Annotated in this window: 19 protein-coding genes; 2 read left to right on the top strand and 17 right to left on the bottom strand. The window is 64.8% G+C overall.

Annotated elements, in window-relative coordinates:
* Positions 1–143: 143 nt before the first annotated feature.
* The 9 genes from N7E70_RS03275 to N7E70_RS03235 form a co-directional block, all read right to left on the bottom strand.
* Complete coding sequence (locus N7E70_RS03275) at positions 144–761, bottom strand: 2,3-bisphosphoglycerate-dependent phosphoglycerate mutase (protein WP_067955640.1); 618 nt, start codon at positions 759–761, stop codon at positions 144–146.
* 40 nt (positions 762–801) lie between these two features.
* Positions 802–1611 carry a 4-hydroxy-tetrahydrodipicolinate reductase gene (gene dapB, locus N7E70_RS03270; protein ID WP_192312717.1) on the bottom strand — a complete coding sequence of 270 codons (810 nt, stop codon included), beginning with the start codon at positions 1609–1611 and terminating at the stop codon, positions 802–804.
* Between the two features lies 1 nt (position 1612).
* A complete protein-coding gene (locus tag N7E70_RS03265; RefSeq protein WP_067955637.1) occupies positions 1613–3460 on the bottom strand; it encodes an ABC transporter ATP-binding protein in 1848 nt (615 codons plus the stop codon).
* 92 nt (positions 3461–3552) lie between these two features.
* On the bottom strand, positions 3553–4575 hold the full coding sequence (locus N7E70_RS03260) for a glucokinase (RefSeq protein ID WP_067955636.1): 1023 nt from the start codon (positions 4573–4575) through the stop codon (positions 3553–3555).
* 26 nt (positions 4576–4601) lie between these two features.
* Positions 4602–4985 (bottom strand): methylglyoxal synthase, encoded by a 384-nt coding sequence (locus N7E70_RS03255; protein ID WP_182574484.1) that lies wholly within the window; start codon positions 4983–4985, stop codon positions 4602–4604.
* 126 nt (positions 4986–5111) lie between these two features.
* Positions 5112–6206, bottom strand: coding sequence for a penicillin-insensitive murein endopeptidase (gene mepA, locus N7E70_RS03250; protein WP_263005530.1), 1095 nt, complete (start codon positions 6204–6206; stop codon positions 5112–5114).
* A gap of 186 nt (positions 6207–6392) precedes the next feature.
* On the bottom strand, positions 6393–7307 hold the full coding sequence (locus tag N7E70_RS03245; RefSeq protein WP_263005529.1) for an SDR family oxidoreductase: 915 nt from the start codon (positions 7305–7307) through the stop codon (positions 6393–6395).
* A complete protein-coding gene (gene queG, locus N7E70_RS03240; RefSeq protein WP_263005528.1) occupies positions 7304–8467 on the bottom strand; it encodes a tRNA epoxyqueuosine(34) reductase QueG in 1164 nt (387 codons plus the stop codon). The genes N7E70_RS03245 and queG overlap by 4 nt, the downstream gene beginning before the upstream one ends.
* On the bottom strand, positions 8448–9140 hold the full coding sequence (locus N7E70_RS03235; protein WP_067955626.1) for a glutathione S-transferase family protein: 693 nt from the start codon (positions 9138–9140) through the stop codon (positions 8448–8450). The genes queG and N7E70_RS03235 overlap by 20 nt, the downstream gene beginning before the upstream one ends.
* A 160-nt stretch (positions 9141–9300) precedes the next feature.
* Between N7E70_RS03235 and N7E70_RS03230 the strand changes: the two genes are divergently transcribed.
* Entirely contained in the window at positions 9301–10107 is an 807-nt protein-coding gene (locus tag N7E70_RS03230; RefSeq protein ID WP_067955625.1) for an undecaprenyl-diphosphate phosphatase, read from the top strand.
* A gap of 280 nt (positions 10108–10387) precedes the next feature.
* On the opposite strand, the gene N7E70_RS03225 is transcribed toward N7E70_RS03230, so the two are convergent.
* The 3 genes from N7E70_RS03225 to N7E70_RS03215 form a co-directional block, all read right to left on the bottom strand.
* Positions 10388–11155, bottom strand: coding sequence for a sulfite exporter TauE/SafE family protein (locus tag N7E70_RS03225; protein WP_182574487.1), 768 nt, complete (start codon positions 11153–11155; stop codon positions 10388–10390).
* Positions 11156–11169: 14 nt separating this feature from the next.
* Entirely contained in the window at positions 11170–12144 is a 975-nt protein-coding gene (locus tag N7E70_RS03220; RefSeq protein ID WP_269441441.1) for a complex I NDUFA9 subunit family protein, read from the bottom strand.
* A gap of 193 nt (positions 12145–12337) precedes the next feature.
* Complete coding sequence (locus N7E70_RS03215) at positions 12338–12796, bottom strand: DoxX family protein (protein WP_182574488.1); 459 nt, start codon at positions 12794–12796, stop codon at positions 12338–12340.
* A 214-nt stretch (positions 12797–13010) separates the two neighbouring features.
* Here N7E70_RS03215 and N7E70_RS03210 point away from each other — a divergent pair, with 214 nt between their 5' ends.
* Positions 13011–13208 carry a CsbD family protein gene (locus N7E70_RS03210; protein ID WP_067955618.1) on the top strand — a complete coding sequence of 66 codons (198 nt, stop codon included), beginning with the start codon at positions 13011–13013 and terminating at the stop codon, positions 13206–13208.
* Between the two features lie 228 nt (positions 13209–13436).
* Here the strand turns inward: N7E70_RS03210 and N7E70_RS03205 are convergent, their stop codons facing one another.
* From N7E70_RS03205 to N7E70_RS03185, 5 genes are all read right to left on the bottom strand, one after another.
* Entirely contained in the window at positions 13437–13817 is a 381-nt protein-coding gene (locus N7E70_RS03205; RefSeq protein WP_067955616.1) for a hypothetical protein, read from the bottom strand.
* A 604-nt stretch (positions 13818–14421) separates the two neighbouring features.
* Complete coding sequence (locus tag N7E70_RS03200; protein ID WP_192312697.1) at positions 14422–15447, bottom strand: Ldh family oxidoreductase; 1026 nt, start codon at positions 15445–15447, stop codon at positions 14422–14424.
* Positions 15448–15452: 5 nt separating this feature from the next.
* Positions 15453–16262: an ABC transporter permease gene (locus N7E70_RS03195; RefSeq protein WP_067955611.1), complete on the bottom strand. Its 810-nt coding sequence runs from the start codon at positions 16260–16262 to the stop codon at positions 15453–15455.
* The gene (locus tag N7E70_RS03190; RefSeq protein WP_154385284.1) at positions 16259–16987 is read right to left on the bottom strand and encodes an ABC transporter permease; all 729 of its coding nucleotides are present in this window, start codon (positions 16985–16987) and stop codon (positions 16259–16261) included. The genes N7E70_RS03195 and N7E70_RS03190 overlap by 4 nt, the downstream gene beginning before the upstream one ends.
* A gap of 257 nt (positions 16988–17244) precedes the next feature.
* Complete coding sequence (locus tag N7E70_RS03185; protein WP_067955609.1) at positions 17245–18018, bottom strand: transporter substrate-binding domain-containing protein; 774 nt, start codon at positions 18016–18018, stop codon at positions 17245–17247.
* Positions 18019–18066: the final 48 nt, after the last annotated feature.

Raw genomic sequence — 18066 nt, 5'->3', positions numbered from 1 at the left:
TCGGGTGATGAGGCTGACGCAGGGGCCGACTGGCTTTCGAAGCCGGCGAAGGGTCGGGAGCCGCGTATGCACGGCTCCCGAATACGTTCAAAAATCTACGCCGTCCTTTGCGCGTCCCGTTGGACGGCCGACGCCATCGCGACTCAGGCCAGCACGTCTTTGGAAGCGACGGTCGAATCGGCGTTGAGCTTGTAGACGATCGGCACGCCGGTTCCGAGTTCGAGCTTGACGATGTCAGGCCCCGAAATACCGTCGAGCGCCATGATCAGCGCGCGCAGCGAGTTGCCGTGGGCTGCGACCAGCACGGTGCCGCCGGAGAGCACATGCTTCTGCATGTCGTGCAAATAGTAGGGCCACACGCGCGCACCGGTGTCCTTCAGGCTCTCGCCGCCGGGCGGTGGGGTGTCGTAGGAGCGGCGCCAGATATGGACCTGCTCCTCGCCCCACTTGGCGCGGGCGTCGTCCTTGTTGAGACCGTTGAGGTCGCCGTAGTCGCGCTCGTTGAGCGCGGCGTTGCGGATCGTCTTGAGGTCGCCCTGGCCGAGAACGTCGAGGATATGCTGGCAGGTGGTCTGGGCGCGCGACAGCGCCGAGGTGAAGGCGATGTCGAATTTGAGCCCGCGCGCCTTGAGCTTCTCGCCGGCCGACTTGGCCTCGGCGTGGCCTTGCTCGGTCAGGCCGGGATCGCGCCAGCCGGTGAACAGGTTCTTGAGGTTCCATTCGCTCTGGCCATGGCGGACGAGCACGAGAGTACCGGACATTTTTGCTCCCTTGGGTGAGGACTGTAGTGGCGGAGTTTGATTAGAGGCCGAGCACGTCGCGCATCGAATAGAGGCCGGGCTTGCGTCCATGCGCCCACAGCGCCGCCTTGACGGCGCCGCGGGCAAAGATGGTGCGATCCTCGGCGAGATGCGACATGACGATGCGCTCGCCCGTGCCGGCGAGGATAACCGAATGTTCGCCGACGACCGAGCCGCCGCGCAACGCAGCAAAGCCGATCGTACCGGTTTCGCGCACGCCGGTGTGGCCGTCGCGAGCGCGTACGCTCTTCTCGGCAAGTGCGATCTTGCGGCCCTCTGCGGCGGCTTCGCCGAGCAGAAGTGCCGTGCCCGATGGCGCGTCGACCTTGTGGCGGTGGTGCATCTCGACGATCTCGATGTCGAAATCATCGGGTCCGAGAGCCTGCGCGGCCTTCTCGACGAGCACCGACAGCAGATTGACCCCGAGGCTCATATTGCCCGACTTGACGATGGTGGCATGGCGCGCGGCGGCGGCAATCTTGGCGTCGTCGTCCGGCGAGCAGCCGGTCGTGCCAATGACATGGGCGATGCGGGCCTGCGCGGCATAGCCGGCGAATTCGATCGTCGCTGCCGGCGCGGTGAAGTCGAGCACGCCGTCGGCCTTGGCGAAGGCGGACAGCGGATCGTCAGAGATAGGCACGTTGATGATGCCGATGCCGGCGAGTTCGCCAGCATCCTTGCCGAGATGCGGCGAGCCTGCCCGTTCGATGGCACCGACGACACGCACGCCTGCCATGCTGTGCACGGTACGCAACAGCACCTGACCCATCCGCCCGGCGGCACCGACGACGACAAGACCCATCTCGCTCATATCAGGCTCCCTGAGGCAGCGCGTGCTGCCGCTCTACCATTGCAGTCTCGGTGGTATCGTCCACGAGTCCAAGTGCGGCTTCGTCATGCAGATTGTGGAAGCGCGCATAGACACCGTTGGGGTCGGCCATCAGCGCGGCATGGGTGCCTTGCTCGATCAGCCGGCCTGCGTCCAGCACGACGATATGATCGGCATTGATGACCGTCGAGAGGCGATGGGCAATCACGATGGTGGTGCGCCCTTGCGTGGCGGTGGCAAGCGCTTGCTGGACACGCGCCTCGGACTCGTTGTCGAGCGCCGAGGTCGCCTCGTCGAGCAAAAGGATAGGCGCATTGCGTACCAGGGCGCGCGCAATGGAGACACGCTGGCGCTGGCCGCCGGATAATGTCGAGCCGCTTTCGCCGACCGGCGTGTCGTAGCCCTCAGGTTGGTCGAGGATGAAGTCGTCGGCGAAGGCCTGCCTGGCGGCGTCGCGGATATCCGCGTCGGTGGCATCGGGGCGGCCGTAGCGGATGTTGTCGGCGATGGTGCCTTCGAACAGGTATGGATGCTGCGAGACATAGGCGATGGATTGGCGAAGCGAGCGCTTGGTGACGCCTGATATGTCCTGGCCGTCGATGACGATGCGGCCGCCGTCGAGATCGTAGAAGCGCTGCAAAAGCGCGATCAGCGTCGACTTGCCGGCGCCCGAGGCGCCGACGATCGCCGTGGTCTTGCCGCCGACGGCGGTGAAGCTCAGCTCGCGCAGGACGGGGATGTCGTCGCCATAGCCGAAGGAGACGTTGTCGAAGCGGATTTCGCCCTTGCCGACAGCGATCGCCTTGGCGTCCGGGGCGTCTTCCTGCCGCGGCTGGGTGTCAAGAATCTCGTAGAGCATGCGGGCGTTTACCAACGCACTCTCGAGGCCTACCTGGGTGCGCGCGAGCTTGCGTGCCGGATCATAGGCGAAGATGAACGCAAAAATGAACGAGATGATGTTGCCAGGCGGTTGCATGTCGACTGCCGAGCGGTAGCCGGCGTAGCCGATGATGCCGGCAAAGATCGCGCCGCCGAGAATTTCGGTGATCGGCGAAAGACGCTCCGACACCCGGGCGATCTTGTTCGAGCGTGCCTCGACGTCGCCGATCAGCCCGTCCATGCGCCTGGCGAGCTGATCCTCCATGGTGAAGGCCTTGACGATGGCCATGCCCTGGACGGTTTCCTGCATCGAGCCGAACAGACGGGCCCCGACGAGGATGGCATCGCGGTTGAGGCGACGCAGCCGGCGCATCAGGTAGTTGACGGCAAAGACCAGCGGGGGCCCGATCAGCAAGGCCAGCAGCGATAGAACCGGATCCTGGTAGACCATCACGCCGATGAGCACGATGAGTGTCACCGCATCGCGGGCAATCGAGGTGATCAGGATGTTGAGCAGGTCGCGCACGCCGGCGACATTCTGGTTGACCTGGGCAATCAGCTGAGCCGAGCGCTGCGACGAGAAGAAGTCCATGCCGAGGCTCATCAGGTGGTCGAAGATGCGACGCTGATAGCGGGCGATGAGGTTGTTGCCGACCTTGGCTAGGACGACCGCCTGGCCATAGGTGGACAGGCCGCGAATGACGAAGGCGGCGAAGGTCGACAGGGTGATCAACAGGATCAGGTCGGCGCGCCGCTCATAAAAGATCAGGTTGATGATGTCGCGCATTATCCAGGCAAGGAAGCCTGTCGTGGCCGAAATGGTGAGCAGGAAGATCGCCGCGAAGGTGTAGTGCCAGACGTAGTCGCGGCCGTTTTCGGCGACGATGCGCTTGATGACGCCGACGATCTCGCTGCGCTTGGAGCTCGGCGTCTGGTTGGGGTCGATGGTCAAACAGGCAGTCCTGTCGCTCTTGCGAAAACTGCGCCCCTCTTAAAGCATGATGCCGCGAGGGGAAACCGCCATTTGCCGCAGTGCGGCGATGGCTAGGTCCGCCAGCGCCGATCGCCTGTCTCGATGCCGAAGAGATCGGGATTGCGGGCATAGGCGGCAAGCCCGGCAAGGGCCGCCAGCGGGTGGGTGATGACATAGACCGGCATCGAGGCCATCAGCTCGCGATGTGGTGCCTTGTCCTCGAAGGCCTCGCGGAAATTGCCCCGTTTCAGCGCCGGCAAAATTTTCTGGGCGATGCCGCCGGTGAGGAAGACGCCGCCCTTGCTCTTGAACACCAGAGCGAGGTCGCCGGCGGTGCGGCCAAGGCAGGTCACGAACAGCTCGAGCGCCTCGACCGCCACCGGGTCGCTGCCGTCGAGCGCTGCCGCGGTGACCTGTGCCGGCTGGGTCAGCACAGGTGCCTTGCCGTCGGTCCTGGCGACGGCGCGGTAGGTGTTGACCAGACCGCGGCCGCACAGGATCTGCTCGCCCGAGATGCGGCCGTCCAGCTTTTCGATATGTGGGAACACCTCGAAGTCGCGCTTGGAGCGCGGACCAATGTCCATGTGGCCGCCTTCGCCGGGAATGGGAATCCAGCGCCCGAGCGCGTGGACAAGACCAGCGACGCCGAGGCCGGTGCCGGGTCCGAGCACGACGCGGCCGGCGCCTGGTTCAGGCTCACCGCCGCCGATCCTTTCCATATGTTCGTCGCCGAGCGCCACGACGGCCAGTGCCTGGGCTTCGAAGTCGTTGAGCACGAGGATGTCGACGAGGCCGAGCGTCGAAAACATCTGCCGGGGGCGCACCACCCACGGGCAATTGGTAAGCGCGATCTCTTCGCCCTCGACCGGGCCGGCAACTGCCAGCACCGCCGAGCGTGGGCGGATGGGCGAGCCGTCGAGCACGGCCAAGATGGCGTCGTCAATGGTGGCGTAGCTGGCAGTCTGGACGATGCGCGGCTCGCCGGCGTCCTTGTCGGCGCTCTCGACGATGGCGAAGCGCGCATTGGTGCCGCCGATGTCGCCGATCAGGATCGGAAAGGGGAGAGCCTGCGACTGGTCGCTCTGATGTGACATGCCCTGTTTCGTCCCCGTGCCGGCGTTCAGCCGTTCTCCTGGTTTTCCAGCATGATCTCGGCCGTCGCCCGGTTCAACGCCATGGGAATGTCGTAGACGATGGCAAGCCGCATCAATGCCTTCACATCGACGTCATGCGGCATCGGCGTCAGCGGATCAACGAAGAAAATCAAAAGGTCGATCTTGGCTTCGCTGATCAGCGCGCCGATCTGCTGGTCGCCGCCGAGCGGACCGCTTTTCAGCGGCGTCAGGTTGAGGTTCGGGCAGGCCGCCAGGATGCGCTGACCGGTGGTTCCGGTGGCGACGATATGGCAGGTCATGAGGAAGTCGACATGATCGCTGGCGAAGGCGACGAGGTCGTCCTTCTTTTCGTCATGGGCGATCAATGCGAGACGCAAAGCTGGTGTCACTCGGGGTTCATCCAGGCAAGCTAAATCGGTTGAAATTCCATAGACCGATTTCGATCGCTTTGGAAGCGCCGGGTGCGTGAATGCAGCCGGCGCGGCCAACGCGCCCAACCTGCTTGTTGGCGGGGCCTATTTGCCGGCAGGCCGGGGGCGCGGCACCGGAATGTCGACTGAAGGTCGGGGCGCAAAGGCGTTTGCCGTGGCCGGCACGCCGGGTTCGGCGATGATTGGTGTCTCTGCCACTGCCGGAGCCGCAGGGGCGGGCGTTGCCGCATATGCGCTGCCGCCGGGCCCGTGATAGGTGACGGCCGCCTCGTTGACCGGCGAGGGTGCGTCGAGCACGGCGCGGCATGCCTTGGGCAGGCTCGCCATGGTCATGATGTCACGCGCCCGAGGCTTGGCCGGGCCGGTGGCCGGACGCCACGGCTCTTCGGTGAACCACCAGGCCAGCGACTTGTCGCAGCCGTCGCCGCGCGGCGTCGCATCCTGCTCCTTGCAGCCCTGCGAACCCGGCTGGCAGCCGATGCGGACGTGGAAATGATAGTCGTGGCCCCAGAACGGGCGCACCTTGCGCAGCCATGAGCGGTCGCCGGTGACGGTGTCGCAGAGTTTCTTCTTGATGCCCGGATTGACCAGGATGCGCTCGACCTCCGGGTAGCTCGCCGCGCGCTCGAGCAGGCGCGCATGCGCCGGCGTCCAGCGCTTCTCGATGACACGATGGGTCTTTTCGTTGACCATCGACACCGCGCTCATGTTCTCGCGCTCGGTCGGCGACAGCCGGTGGTCGGGCATCGGCGTCAGCCAGATGTCGGCGTCGAGGCCGATCTGGTGCGAGGCGTGGCCTGATAGCATCGGGCCACCGCGCGGCTGCGAGATATCGCCGACCAGAAGGCCGGGCCAGCCGTCCTGGGTGGCTTCCCGCGACAGCTTCTCGATCAGCGCGATCATCTTGGGATGGCCCCAACGCCGGTTGCGCGACAGCCGCATCGCCTGCCAGGTTGGGCCGTCGGTGGCGATCGCCACGCCGCCGGAGAAACAACCCTTGGAGTAGAAGCCGTAGGACGCGGGCGCGATCGCTGCCGGCAGCTTCTTGTTGCCGAACAGGTCCTTGGCGAGCTCCGCAGCGCTGGCCGCCTGGATGTCGGTACCGACAAGGCCAAGCGTTGCCGCCGCCATCAGGAGCCGCCCCGCCTTGCCAAGAAGTCCGCTGAAAATTGTCGTCATGGAACCCGATCCTCTCAGCCAGCTTGGGCTGCCACGGTTACCTAGAGGTAAATTTCGGCACCCGCACCCCGGTCATTCTTTGCGCGACTGTTCCATTCCGGTCAAATCGGAATGGGACTCTGTCTGTTGGTGGAGCATGATCTTGTCCGAAAACCGGCCGCCACTTTTCGGGATCATGCTCTTCGCTCAACCCTGCCTGATCGGGCTGCGCCTGTCGCTTTCGCCTTCGCCGCGCCAGCTGCCGTCGGCCCACATGCTGTCCAGCGCCTTGCGATAGTTGGACATGCCGAAGGCGAAGCCGAGCGCCTTGATGGCGGTGTTGGCGACACGTTTGTTTTCGCCATAGAAGGACCGCGCCATGGGCGAAAGTTGGGCGGTCTCGAACGGAGTTTCGGGCGGCGGTGCAACGCCCATCTTTTCGGCCGCATAGGCGACGACGTCCTGCGGCGGCGCCGGCTCGTCGTCGGTGACGTTGAAGACCCCGCCATAATCGCCCTCGGCGAGGAACCACAGCGCACTGGCAATGTCCTGCACATGGATGCGGTTGAAGACCTGGTCCTTCTTGACCAGCCGCTTGGCGGTGCCGTTTTCGAGATTGACGAAGGCATTGCGGCCGGGGCCGTAAATGCCGGACAGGCGCAGGATGGCGACTGGGCGCGCGATCTGTTCGCCAAGTGCATGCCACGCTAGTTCGGCCTCAAGGCGCATGGTCGATCGCCCCGGTTTGGGCCGGCACGTGGCGGTTTCGTCGATCCAGGCACCGCCATGGTCGCCATAGACGCCGACGGTCGAGAGATAGCCGATCCAGCGCAGCAGCGGCATGTCGTGCGTGATCGCCTCGCGGGCGGCGTTGAGCACGGGATCGCCATCATCGCCGGGGGCGGCGGAGACGACGAGATGCGTGGTCCTGGCCAGTTGCGCCCTGATTTCGGGGGTGAGGTGGCCGTCGAAGACGAAGGGCTCGATACCAGCGGCTTCGAGCGTCGGAAACTTGTCCTGAGAACGCGTCGTTCCGGCAACGCTAAGGCCTTGCGGGCGCATCTGCGCAAATGCCTTGCCGGAATAGCCGGCGCCGAAGATGAAAAAGGTCTGCTCGGTCATGACTGAGTCCGCGACTGTTCGACTTGGGTGAGCCCGGCCTGCCATTCCGCGATCACGTCGTTATCGGTTTCGACCTTCAGCATCTGTTCTGCAAGAGCCGAAAACGTCGCGTCGGGCAGCAGCCGCGACAATGCCCAGACGGCGGCACCGCGCACCAGAGGCGAGGTGTCGGAGAGCAACGTCCGGCATGGTGCGATCAGCGTGGCGTCGGCGGAATTGCCTGATGCGATCAACACGTTGCGGACGAAGCGGTCGCGGCCGATGCGCTTGACCGGCGAACCGGAGAAGAAGGTCCGGAACGTCGCGTCGTCGAGGGAAAGCAATTCGGCAAGGCGCGGCTCGCGCAGATCGTCGCGGGCGGCGAGTTTCTGCTCCGATGCGGCCTGGGCGAACTTGTTCCACGGGCAGGCCGCAAGGCAGTCGTCGCAGCCATAGATGCGGTTACCGATCTTTGGGCGGAATTCGAGCGGGATCGGACCCTTGTTCTCGATGGTGAGATAGGAGATGCAGCGCCGCGCGTCGATACGGTAGGGCGCCGGGAACGCTTCTGTCGGGCAGGCGTCGAGGCAAGCGCGGCAGGAGCCGCAGCGGTCGATTTCGGCCTCGTCAGGTGCTAGCTCTGCTGTCGTGAAGATGGTGCCGAGGAACAGCCACGAGCCGAATTCGCGGCTGACCAGATTGGTGTGCTTGCCTTGCCAGCCGAGGCCGGCGGCTTCGGCGAGCGGCTTTTCCATTACCGGCGCCGTGTCGACGAACACCTTCACGTCGCCGCCGGCACGGGACACGATCTTGCCGGCGATCTCCTTCAGCCGGCCCTTCATGACGTCGTGATAGTCGCGGTTGCGAGCGTAGACCGAGATCGCCGCCCGGTCGGACATGGCCTGAAGCGCGCGCGGGTCGCTGTCCGGCCCATAATTCATGGCGAGCACGACGATCGAACGCACCTCGGGCCACAGCACGGAAGGTTCGCTGCGCCGTTCCAGCGTCTCCGCCATCCAGGCCATCGAGCCGTGCAGGCCTTCGCCGACGAACTGGGCGAGGCGGGCAGGCGCGAGCGGGATGGCGTCGGGGCGTGTGACGGCGATGGCAGCGAAGCCGGCGCGGCTGGCTTCGCGCTCGATCAGCTGGCGCAGCGCGCTCTCAGAAATCGAGGTCCGCATAATGCGATGCCGGGGTCAGCCCGCGCACCCGGTCGGCGAGCAGGGGCCGGAAGGACGGGCGCGACTTGACGCGTGTGTACCATTCGCGCGCCGAGGAATATTCGCGCCAATCGATCTCGCCGAGATAGTCGAGCACCGAAAGCGATGCGGCGGCGGCAAGGTCGGCATAGGTGATGCGCGACCCGGCGAGCCAGTGGCGCGTGCCGGCGAGCCAGTTGGTGTATTTCATATGCTGGCGAATGTTGGCGCGGGCAGCACGAATGGCCGCCGAATCGGGCGAACCGCCGCCGGCCGCTTCCGGCATCAGCGGCTTCAGCACGCGCTCGCGCACCAGATGCCGGGTCACTTCGCTTTCAGTCTTGGTCAGGTACCAGTCGGTCAGGCGGCGGATTTCGGCGCGTTCCATCGGGTCTTCGGCGAACAGACGACGCTCCCGCTTGAGCACGCCGCGGGTCTCGTCGACATATTCGGAAATGATCATCGCGCCGACGATCGGCACGTCGCCCTCGGCCAGGAGCACCGGCAGCGTTCCGGCCGGGTTGAGCGACAGGAACTCCTTGCGCCGCGTCCACGGCTTCTCCTCGATCAGCGCCAGCTCCTCGCCATACTCGCCGAACGCCAAACGGACGAAACGGCATGTGGCAAACATCGGGTGGTGGAAAAGCGTCAGCATGGTCCTGCGAAATTCGTGATCGATGGCGCTCTGGCGAATCGCCTGAGGCGTCGTTAGAGCTTCTGCGGCCCGGCTCGCCGGGCTCTCGGGCGACCCGACCTATAGGGTGAGTTCCGCCGCATGACAAGCAATCGCGCATGAACGCCTCGCGGGGATGGGAATGGATAGCCAAACAATCATCAATGCTTTGCTGCTCGGGCTGCTCGAGGGCCTGACGGAATTCATCCCCGTGTCCTCGACCGGCCATATCCTGCTTGCCGGCCATTTCCTCGGTTTCAACTCGACCGGCAAGACTTTCGAGATCCTGATCCAGCTCGGTGCTATCCTGGCGATCCTGTCGGTTTACGCGACCAAGCTGTGGCAGATGCTGGTCACCTTGCCGTCGGACCCGAAGACGCAGCGTTTCGTCGCAGGCATCCTGATCGCCTTCCTGCCGGCGGCCGTGATCGGTGCCCTGGCGCATGATTTCATCAAGACGGTGCTGTTCGAATCGCCGCAGCTGATCTGTGTCATGCTGATCCTCGGCGGCCTGGTGCTGTTGTTCCTCGACAGGCTCGACCTCAAGCCGCGCTATGGCGACGTCACCAATTTCCCGCTGTCGGTCTATCTCAAGATCGGCCTGTTCCAGTGCCTGGCGATGATCCCCGGCACCTCGCGCTCTGGCGCCACCATCGTCGGCTCGTTGCTGATGGGCGTGGAGAAGCGCGCGGCGGCCGAGTTCTCGTTCTTTCTGGCGATGCCGACAATGGCCGGCGCCTTTGCCTACGACCTCTACAAGAACCGGGACATCCTATCGGCAGCTGACTTGCCGGTGATTTCGGTCGGCTTTCTTGCCGCCTTCATCACCGCGCTGATCGTGGTGCGGCACCTGCTCGACTATGTCTCCCGCAACGGTTACGCGCTGTTTGGCTGGTGGCGCCTGCTGGTCGGCGGCGCCGGGCTGATCGCACTGATGGTCTGGGGCTGATGGCCCCGAGGCTGTCTGTTCAGGGTGAGCCGTCCGTCAGGAAATCGCGCCGTTAGAAAATTGCGCCGTTAGAAAATTGCAAAGACGACGACGATCACCACAACCCACACGGCACCGCTCACAACCGCGCCGAAGGCTATATCCCTGCCGAAATTGTCCTCTTCCATGGCACCCTCCGCACACCACTGCAGGCTCTTGCGTCCAGGCAAATTCAGGTAGCCTGCAATGATAACGGTGCGGCTCCGAAAAGGTTGCAACCTGTGATTGGACGGGTTGGGCCTCAGGCGAGGGTCGTCAGTCCACGCCTGAGCAGGTCCAGCGCCAGCACGGTGATGGCGATCTTGAACCATTTGCGGAAGCTCTCTTCCGGCATGCGTTCGAGCAGCTTGGTGCCGTAGACGGTACCGAGATAGCCCGAGACGATCATTGCGCCGATCAGCGGCAGCCAGTCCCCGAAGGCAAAGCCGGCGAGGCCGAAAACGATGATCTTGAGCCCATGCTGGGCAACCATGCCGGCGGCATGGGTGGCGACGAGCGCCTTGCGGTCATTGGCGAAGAACTGCGCGAACAGCACCGAGACCAGCGGCCCGGTGGCGCCGACGAGCATGCCGATCAAAGCGACGATGACGCTGCCGATCGCAAGCCCGGTGCGAGTCAGTTTGTCGATGCCGGGAACCTTGGTCCAGGTGATGGCGATGACGAAGGCGCCGAGCACCAGCTTGAGCCAGGCGTCGGGCAGCTGGATGACGACGAAGGCGCCGATGACGGCACCGACGATCGAGCCGACAATGAAGGGGGCGGCGACGTCCATGCGCACATTGGCGCGTTGGTGCCAGGCGCGGCCGCTGTTGGAGCCGAGCTGCACCGCGCCATGGACGGGGATAAGCGCGGCCACCGGCACGAACAGGCCCATCAGCGTCAGCATGGCGATGCCGCCGCCGACACCGAAAGCGGCGGTCAGCGCCGAGGTGAAGGCGCTGGCGACGATGAGAACAATCCCGATGAGCGGGTCGAGTCCCTCAGGCAGGAGCAAGGCGAGGGCGTCCATGCGCCCTCAGCCGGTCAGGCTTCTGTCCGGCGCGTGAACTGGCCGGCGGCGCGGTAGCGCCAGAGGTAGCTCGGCAGGATCGATGCTGTCGACTTGGGGGCGATGCCCGTGGCTGCGATGGTGCGGCCTTCGTCGAGGGCTGTCTTCGACACGACATTGTCGGAGCGCAGCAAAATGACTTGGTCCTTGGTCAGCAGCGGATTGGGCAGCATGCCGAGGATCGAGGCCTGCAGGTTGGCGATCGACCACGGCACCGGCACCAGCGTGCGCTTGCGGTCGATGACCTCGAGCATCTCTTCCATGCACTGCTTGAAGCTTAGCACCTGCGGGCCGCCGATCTCATAGATCGAGCCGCCCTTGACCTTGCCGTCGACGGCGCGCGCGACCGCTTCGGCAACGTCGCCGACATAGATCGGCTGGAAGCGGGTTTCGCCTCCACCGATAAGCGGTAGCACCGGCGAGAAACGCGCCATATTGGCGAAACGGTTGAAGAACTGGTCCTCGGGGCCGAAGACGATCGACGGGCGGTAGATCACCGCGTTTGGCAGCGTGTCCTGGACGGCCTTTTCGCCGCGCGCCTTGGTCTGGGCGTAGAGCGAGGGCGAATTGGCGTCGGCGCCAAGGGCCGAGACATGGGTCAGCGTGGCGCCGACGGCGCGCGCCGCCTCGGCGACGGCGCGGGCGCCGAATTCCTGTACCGTCGAGAAACGCTGGCGTCCGCCTTCATGCAGGATGCCGACGAGGTTGACGACGTGCGAGGCGCCCTGGACGGCGCGGTCGACCGACCAGCGCACGCGCAGATTGGCCTGCACCGGCTGGATCTGGCCGACATTGCCGAGCGGCTGCAGGTGGAAGGCGAGGTCGGGCCGACGGCAGGCGACGCGCACGAGATACCCGCGCTTGGCCAGCGCCCGCACGACATGGCGGCCGAGGAAGCCGGACCCGCCGAAAACGGTCACGAGTTGCGGGGTCTGCAGAATTTCAGTCATCGCTGGCTCCGGTCGCCAAAAGGGGCAGAAGATGTAGCGTTTCTTAGCCCGTTTCGCGAAAAAGGCAATCATCGAGCGACTGCACGGAGCGGCCCGCGCCGATCTGGCGCGGGCATGCGGCTTGCCTTGGGAGGCAGGGTTTCGAGGCAGGATCGAAATCCGGTTTTCCGGAACCGACCATGCGGGTCACAAACTAGAACTCGCGGCCCAGGCGTGCGTCGACCGAGTGGCGGTTGCCGCCGCGAATGACGAAGAACAGGAAGATCGCCGCCCAGATGATCGACTTCTCGGCGCCCTGGTAGCCCTGGCTCATCGTGACCCAGTGGAACCAGACGGTGACCAGGAGCACGAACATGGCGGCGAAGGAGGCCGGGCGCGTGAACAGGCCGATGGCGATCAGGATGCCGCCGAAGAACTCGGTGCAGGACAGAAGCAGCGACCAGAAGGCGCCGGGGTAGAAGCCGAGGCCTTCGACCATGCCGGCAGCGCCGAACGGATCGGAGATCTTGCCGAGGCCGTGGGTGACCAGCGCTGCGCCGGCGACGACGCGCAGAACGGTTTCGGCTGAATCGTGGAGGTTCGAATAAAGGCCGCGGAGCGCGGGGATGAACAGTCGGCGGCCGGAATTTTCGGTCGTCAGGGTCAAGGACATGTCTCCGATTGCGGGGCTATGCACGATTAGAATATTGCCATGCAGCAACGCCGCGATGGCCGGGTCACGGTCAAGTCAACAAGGTTTGATATAAAGATGATTGACAAAGTCAACTTCAAATAATGTCGGAACCCTGCGCTGACCGAGGCGTTGACCCCTCAGTGCGGCGGACCTGTCGTGCCAATCCAGATCAATCCCCGAAGGAGAAATCGCGATGAATTGGAACCAGATCGAAGGCAATTGGGAGCAGTTCAAGGGCAAGGTGCAGAGCCAATGGGGCAAGCTGACCGACGATGATCTCGATGTCATCAAGGGCAAGCGCAAGGAACTCGCCGGCAAGCTGCAGGCCCGTTATGGCAAGGCCCAGGAAGAGGCCGAAAAGGACATCGACAGCTGGCTCTCCCGCCACTGAACCGTCTTTCGCAACGCGCCGCGGGCGATTTTCCCGCGCAGAGCCCCGCCGTCGAGCGGGGCTTTTCGTTGCAGGCTTTCGTTGCAGATAGCGCCGATGCAGAAAACCCCGCGCGAGGCGGGGTTCTCCGGATGGCAGCAATCGGGTGGCCGATGTCTGGCGAGGCCGCAGCCTTCGCGAGGCATGATCCCAAAGCCGGTTCCAGACTTCTCGATCATGCCCGAGGCATCAGGAGGGTTCCCGGCAGGTCTTGCCACCCCAACCCTGCTGACCCGACATGTTGCCACCTGCGGCCTTGCAGTCCTGGATGAACTTGGTGTTGCAGTCCGGGAACTTGCTGGAGCCGTTCTTGCAGTACTTGTCTTCGGTCGCGCCGCCATTACCCGACGAAGCCTTGCCGCTCGGGCCGGACGGCTTGTCATTGTCGGGGGCGTCGGAGATGTCGCCGGGGCCCGAAGGGCCGTTGCCGCCGGGGGCGTCGGAAATGTCGCTCGGACCCGACGGACGGTCGCCGCCGCCCGGGCCGGCCGAGAAGCTGGCGGCATTGGCGCTGCCGATGGCGCCGGCAAGCAGCAGGACGGCGGTCAGGATGGTGATCTTGGTCTTCATTGTCTTTTTCCCTTTTCGAGGTTGCGTTTCGGGGTCGCGGAAACGCTCTGGTTTCCACGTCGGAACGATCTTTCGGTTTGGGTTCCCCCCGGTTGATCTGGCGAGCTCACCTCGCCCTGGACATGACTGGGTCGCAGCGTCAGCGGGAAAGGTTCAAAGCGAGTTCGAATTATTTTCGCGAGGGTTTCGTGGGTGGTTTTTGGTCCGTCGGGTTGGGGTTCTGAACCGCCAGGTTATTGGAGGCGTCACGGCATGGAGCCCCGGGTTTCCGCACGTCGCTTCGCTCCTGCTCCGCCCGAGGATGACGAAGGCATTGAGGCTTGCGGCCAATCGCCGACGTCAGTGGTTGGCAGGCTTGGAGGTTGGCTTTTTGGCGGGTGTTCTCAATGCAGGGCAACGCAGGAACAGGAGCTGGAAGCTCTCCGCGAGCCTCCGACGTCGACGACGAGCGTCGAGGCCCATGTCTTCGTCATCCTCGGGTGGAGCAGGAGCGAAGGAGTGCGGAAACCCGGGGATCCTTGCCGCGACGGTGAAACCGCCGCTACGGTTCAGGCTTCGCGCTCCCAACGGTCAGGTAATGAAGTGGGGCCGAAAACGCCTAGGCTCACTCTGCCTGCCGCGCGGCAAACTCGCTGATACGGGCGTGCAGGGCCGCAGGGATTGCGATCCCCCCGGCCTCTGAGCGGGCCCGCGCCACAGCTTTTGCCGGGCCGGGGATGTGGACGTGGTACTGGCTGGACAGCCGGTCGAGCTGTTCGCGCATGCGCGTTTCGAAGCCGGGATCGAACAATTTCGGGTCGAGCGCCACGATGAACAGCCCGGTGCCTGGCGTCTGGTGGCCTTCCGATATGGAAGGCGCGTCGATCGACCAGTTGGCGCCCGAGACGCCGGCCGCAAGCACCTCGACCATCAGTGCGACATTGGCGCCGCGCGCGCCGCCGAAGGCGAGCAGCACGCCTTTCATCGCCTTTTTTGCGTCTGTCGTCGGCTTGCCCTTGGCGTCGAGGGCCCAGCCCTCGGGGATCGCCTCGCCTGTTTCAGCCGCCTTGCGGACATTGACGAAGGCGGTGGCGCTGGACGACTGGTCGATGACAAGGGGTGGGCCGTCGGCGGCGGGTGCTGCAAGCGAGATCGGGTTGGTGCAGTAGACCGGCTTGGTCGAGCCTGAGCCGGCGACGAGCGCCGGTCCGTTGGTGGCGGCCAGCGCGACGAGACCGGCTTCGGCGAGGCGGCCGGTGAAATAGCCGAGCGAGCCGCAGGTGTAGGCATTCTTCTGCGAGAATACGGTGACGCCGAACAGCCGGGCTGCCTTGGCGATCTCTTGGAAGTTTCGGTCGAAGCCGGTATGCGCCGCACCACCCTGGCCGTCGGACAGGTAGATCGCCAGCGCCGGCCGGCTGACCACGGGCTCGGCCTTGCCGTCGATGCGCCCGGCCTCGAGCGCCTCGAGATAGTCGACATAATGCGACAGCCCGACGCTCGCCTGGCCGTCGGCCTCTGCGGCAACGGCGGCAAGCGCGATCGAGATCGCCGTTTCCTCGGAGGCGCCGGCGCCGATGGCTGCGGCGATGCACAAGTTACGGGCTTCTTCGAGGTTGAGCGTGACGGTCTCTGTCTTTGTCTGCGGCACGGGCGTCATCCCAGTCTGGACGGAATCTTCGCCTCCAGCTTGCGGAAGCCGAAGACGAGGATGCCGGTGATGATCAGATAGATGAGGGCGAGCAGCAACAGCGGCTCGTAGACGATGAAGGTGTCCTGGCGGACGCGCGAGGCGACCGCGTAGATGTCGATGACGGTGATTGTGGCGACGAGCGGCGTTGCCTTGAGCTGCAGCACGGTTTCGCCGGCCAACGTCGGCAAGGCGCGATGGATCGCCTGCGGCAGCCAGATGCGGCGGAAGCGCTTCCACGGGCTCATGCCGAAGGCGCGCGCTGCTTCGAGTTGCCCCCTCGGCACGCCGGCGAACGCCCCGCGCATCACCTCGCCTTCATAGGCGGCATAAGACAGCGTCAGCGCAACGACGGCGTAGGGCCAGGCCTGCCTCAGGATCGGCCAGAGTTCGGATTGCCTGATCCACGGATATTGCGGGAACAGCGAGCCGAGGCCGTAATAGAGCAGCCAGAGCTGCAGCAGCAGCGGCGTGCCGCGGATGACAGTGCAGAACGCCTTAGCCGGCCAGGCCAGCCAGAACGGACCTGCGGCCTGGGCGAGCCCGAGCGGCACGGCAAGCATGAAGCCGAGCGTCACGGTGACGGCGAGGATCCAGATGGTGCGCCAGATGCCGAGCAGCGCCAGGTCGTAATATTTGGGCAGCCAGTCCCAGCGCATGAAGATGGCAGCCGAGAGCACCAGTGCTGCAGCGATGGCGATGAGCACGATGCGGTGCGGCTGCAGCCACTCGGAGCGGGCAGCAGACACTGCTGCAAAGGGCGTGGTTGCGCTCATCGGCCGGTCTCGGCGATCGGCGGCATGCCGCGCCGCGCCCAGCGCTCGATCCGGCCGATGATGACGTTGGAGAACAGGGTCAACAGCAGGTAGAGCACGCCGGCTGCGACGAAGAAGGTGAAATAGGCCTTGGTGGTGGCGCCGGCTTGGCGTGTTTCCTGGGTCAGCTCGTTGAAGCCGACGACGGCGAGCAGGGCCGTGTCCTTGGTGGCGATCAGCCAGAGATTGGCGAGGCCGGGAATGGCGAAGGGCAACATCGCCGGCAGGGTGATGCGGCGCAGCATCTTGCCCGGCGGCATGCCATAAGCGCGCGCCGCCTCGATCTGGCCCTGCGGTATGGCCAGAATGGCGCCGCGGATGACCTCTGTGGCGTAGGCGCCCTGGACGATGCCGAGCACGCCGATGCCGGCGGCGAGACCGGAGATGTCGACGGTGGCGTAGCCGAACTGTTCGAGCGCCCGGTTGATGAGGTCGGTGCCGGCATAATAGAGCAGCAGGATCAGCACCAGCTCCGGCACGGCACGCACGAAGGTGGTGTAGATCTCCATCAGGTCGCGCACGACAGGACTGCCATAGAGCTTGCCCCAGGCGCCCGCGATGCCGATGGCGAGGCCAAGCCCGAAGGCGCCAACCGCGATCTGGATCGAATTGGTGAGCCCGCGCAACAGGTTGGCGCCCCAGCCGGGCGGCGAGATCGCAAGCAGCTCGACGGCGCTCGTTTGCAGCAGCGGGTTCAGCAGATGCTCGATGTCAGTGGTCCTTCGCACACGAGGTCGTCAAAAGTCACCCTCACCGTCCGCGCCACCTTTTTCCACTTCGTAAGGGAAAGGTGGCGCCTGTCCAGGAAGTTTGGCGCGACCTTGCAGACGCTCGGTTCCTCGCCCCCAGCAAGTGGGGGAGAGGTGCCGAGCGAAGCGAGGCGGAGAGGGGCTTGGATCGCAAACATCATGGCGGCAGACCAAGGCACCCTGCGCCGGCCCGCTCACTTGCCGTAGATGTCGAAGTCGAAATACTTCTTGGTGATCTCGGCGTATTTGCCGTTGTCGCGGATGCCCTTGATGGCGGCGTTGAACTTGTCCTTCAGCTCGGTGTCGCCCTGGCGCAGGCCGACGCCGACGCCCGGTCCGAGCACTTCGAGGTCTTCGGCGACGTCGCCCTTCATGTCGCAGCAGGCCTTGCCGGCATCGGTGGCGAGGTAGGTGTTGAGCGAGAGCGAATCCGCCTGCACTGCATCGATGCGGCCAGCCGCAAGGTCGGCCTGGGCCTCGTCCTGGGTCTGGTAGATCTTGATCTCGGCAGCGGTGGAACCGAAGTGCTTCTTGGCGTAGGCCTCGTGCACGGTCGATACCTGGACGCCGATGATCTTGCCTTTCAGCCCTTCCGGCGTGGCGTCGAACTTGGCGTCCTTGGAGCCGATGATGCCGGTCGGGGTGTTGTAGTATTTGTCGGAGAAGTCGATCGACTTCTTGCGCTCGTCGGTGATCGACATCGAGTTGATGATGGCGTCGATCTTCTTGGAGTTGAGCGCCGGGATGAGGCCGTCCCAGGCGGTCATGGTGACCTCGCACTGGAGCTTGGCTTCGGCGCAGAGCGCCTCGATCATGTCCATTTCCCAGCCGCCCCATTTGCCGGAAGCGTCGGGCGAGGCGAAGGGCGGGTAGGGTTCGGGCGCCATGCCGACCTTGATCGACTGGGCGCTGGCGCTTCCGGCGCCGAGAACCAAGGCCAGGGCCACAGTTGCAAGCAGAGATTTCATGCTGTCACTCCCGTTATCGTTTGTTTTGACGTTCCCTTGATTTCGTCC

This window comes from Aminobacter sp. NyZ550 (genome assembly GCF_025628925.2).
Classification (GTDB): Bacteria; Pseudomonadota; Alphaproteobacteria; order Rhizobiales; family Rhizobiaceae; genus Aminobacter; species Aminobacter ciceronei.
The sequence above is the reverse complement of the archived record's forward strand: the minus strand, read 5'-3'. Positions and strand labels throughout refer to the sequence as shown.

Coding starts and splice junctions, on each gene's coding strand:
- N7E70_RS03235 (WP_067955626.1), bottom strand. CDS start 9,140: ATGCTGACGCTTTTCCACCACCCGATGTTTGCCACATGCCGTTTCGTC.
- N7E70_RS03215 (WP_182574488.1), bottom strand. CDS start 12,796: ATGTCCTTGACCCTGACGACCGAAAATTCCGGCCGCCGACTGTTCATC.
- N7E70_RS03210 (WP_067955618.1), top strand. CDS start 13,011: ATGAATTGGAACCAGATCGAAGGCAATTGGGAGCAGTTCAAGGGCAAG.
- N7E70_RS03260 (WP_067955636.1), bottom strand. CDS start 4,575: ATGTCACATCAGAGCGACCAGTCGCAGGCTCTCCCCTTTCCGATCCTG.
- N7E70_RS03225 (WP_182574487.1), bottom strand. CDS start 11,155: ATGGACGCCCTCGCCTTGCTCCTGCCTGAGGGACTCGACCCGCTCATC.
- N7E70_RS03230 (WP_067955625.1), top strand. CDS start 9,301: ATGGATAGCCAAACAATCATCAATGCTTTGCTGCTCGGGCTGCTCGAG.
- N7E70_RS03205 (WP_067955616.1), bottom strand. CDS start 13,817: ATGAAGACCAAGATCACCATCCTGACCGCCGTCCTGCTGCTTGCCGGC.
- N7E70_RS03245 (WP_263005529.1), bottom strand. CDS start 7,307: ATGACCGAGCAGACCTTTTTCATCTTCGGCGCCGGCTATTCCGGCAAG.
- N7E70_RS03185 (WP_067955609.1), bottom strand. CDS start 18,018: ATGAAATCTCTGCTTGCAACTGTGGCCCTGGCCTTGGTTCTCGGCGCC.
- dapB (WP_192312717.1), bottom strand. CDS start 1,611: ATGAGCGAGATGGGTCTTGTCGTCGTCGGTGCCGCCGGGCGGATGGGT.
- queG (WP_263005528.1), bottom strand. CDS start 8,467: ATGCGGACCTCGATTTCTGAGAGCGCGCTGCGCCAGCTGATCGAGCGC.
- mepA (WP_263005530.1), bottom strand. CDS start 6,206: ATGACGACAATTTTCAGCGGACTTCTTGGCAAGGCGGGGCGGCTCCTG.
- N7E70_RS03220 (WP_269441441.1), bottom strand. CDS start 12,144: ATGACTGAAATTCTGCAGACCCCGCAACTCGTGACCGTTTTCGGCGGG.
- N7E70_RS03195 (WP_067955611.1), bottom strand. CDS start 16,262: ATGAGCGCAACCACGCCCTTTGCAGCAGTGTCTGCTGCCCGCTCCGAG.
- N7E70_RS03275 (WP_067955640.1), bottom strand. CDS start 761: ATGTCCGGTACTCTCGTGCTCGTCCGCCATGGCCAGAGCGAATGGAAC.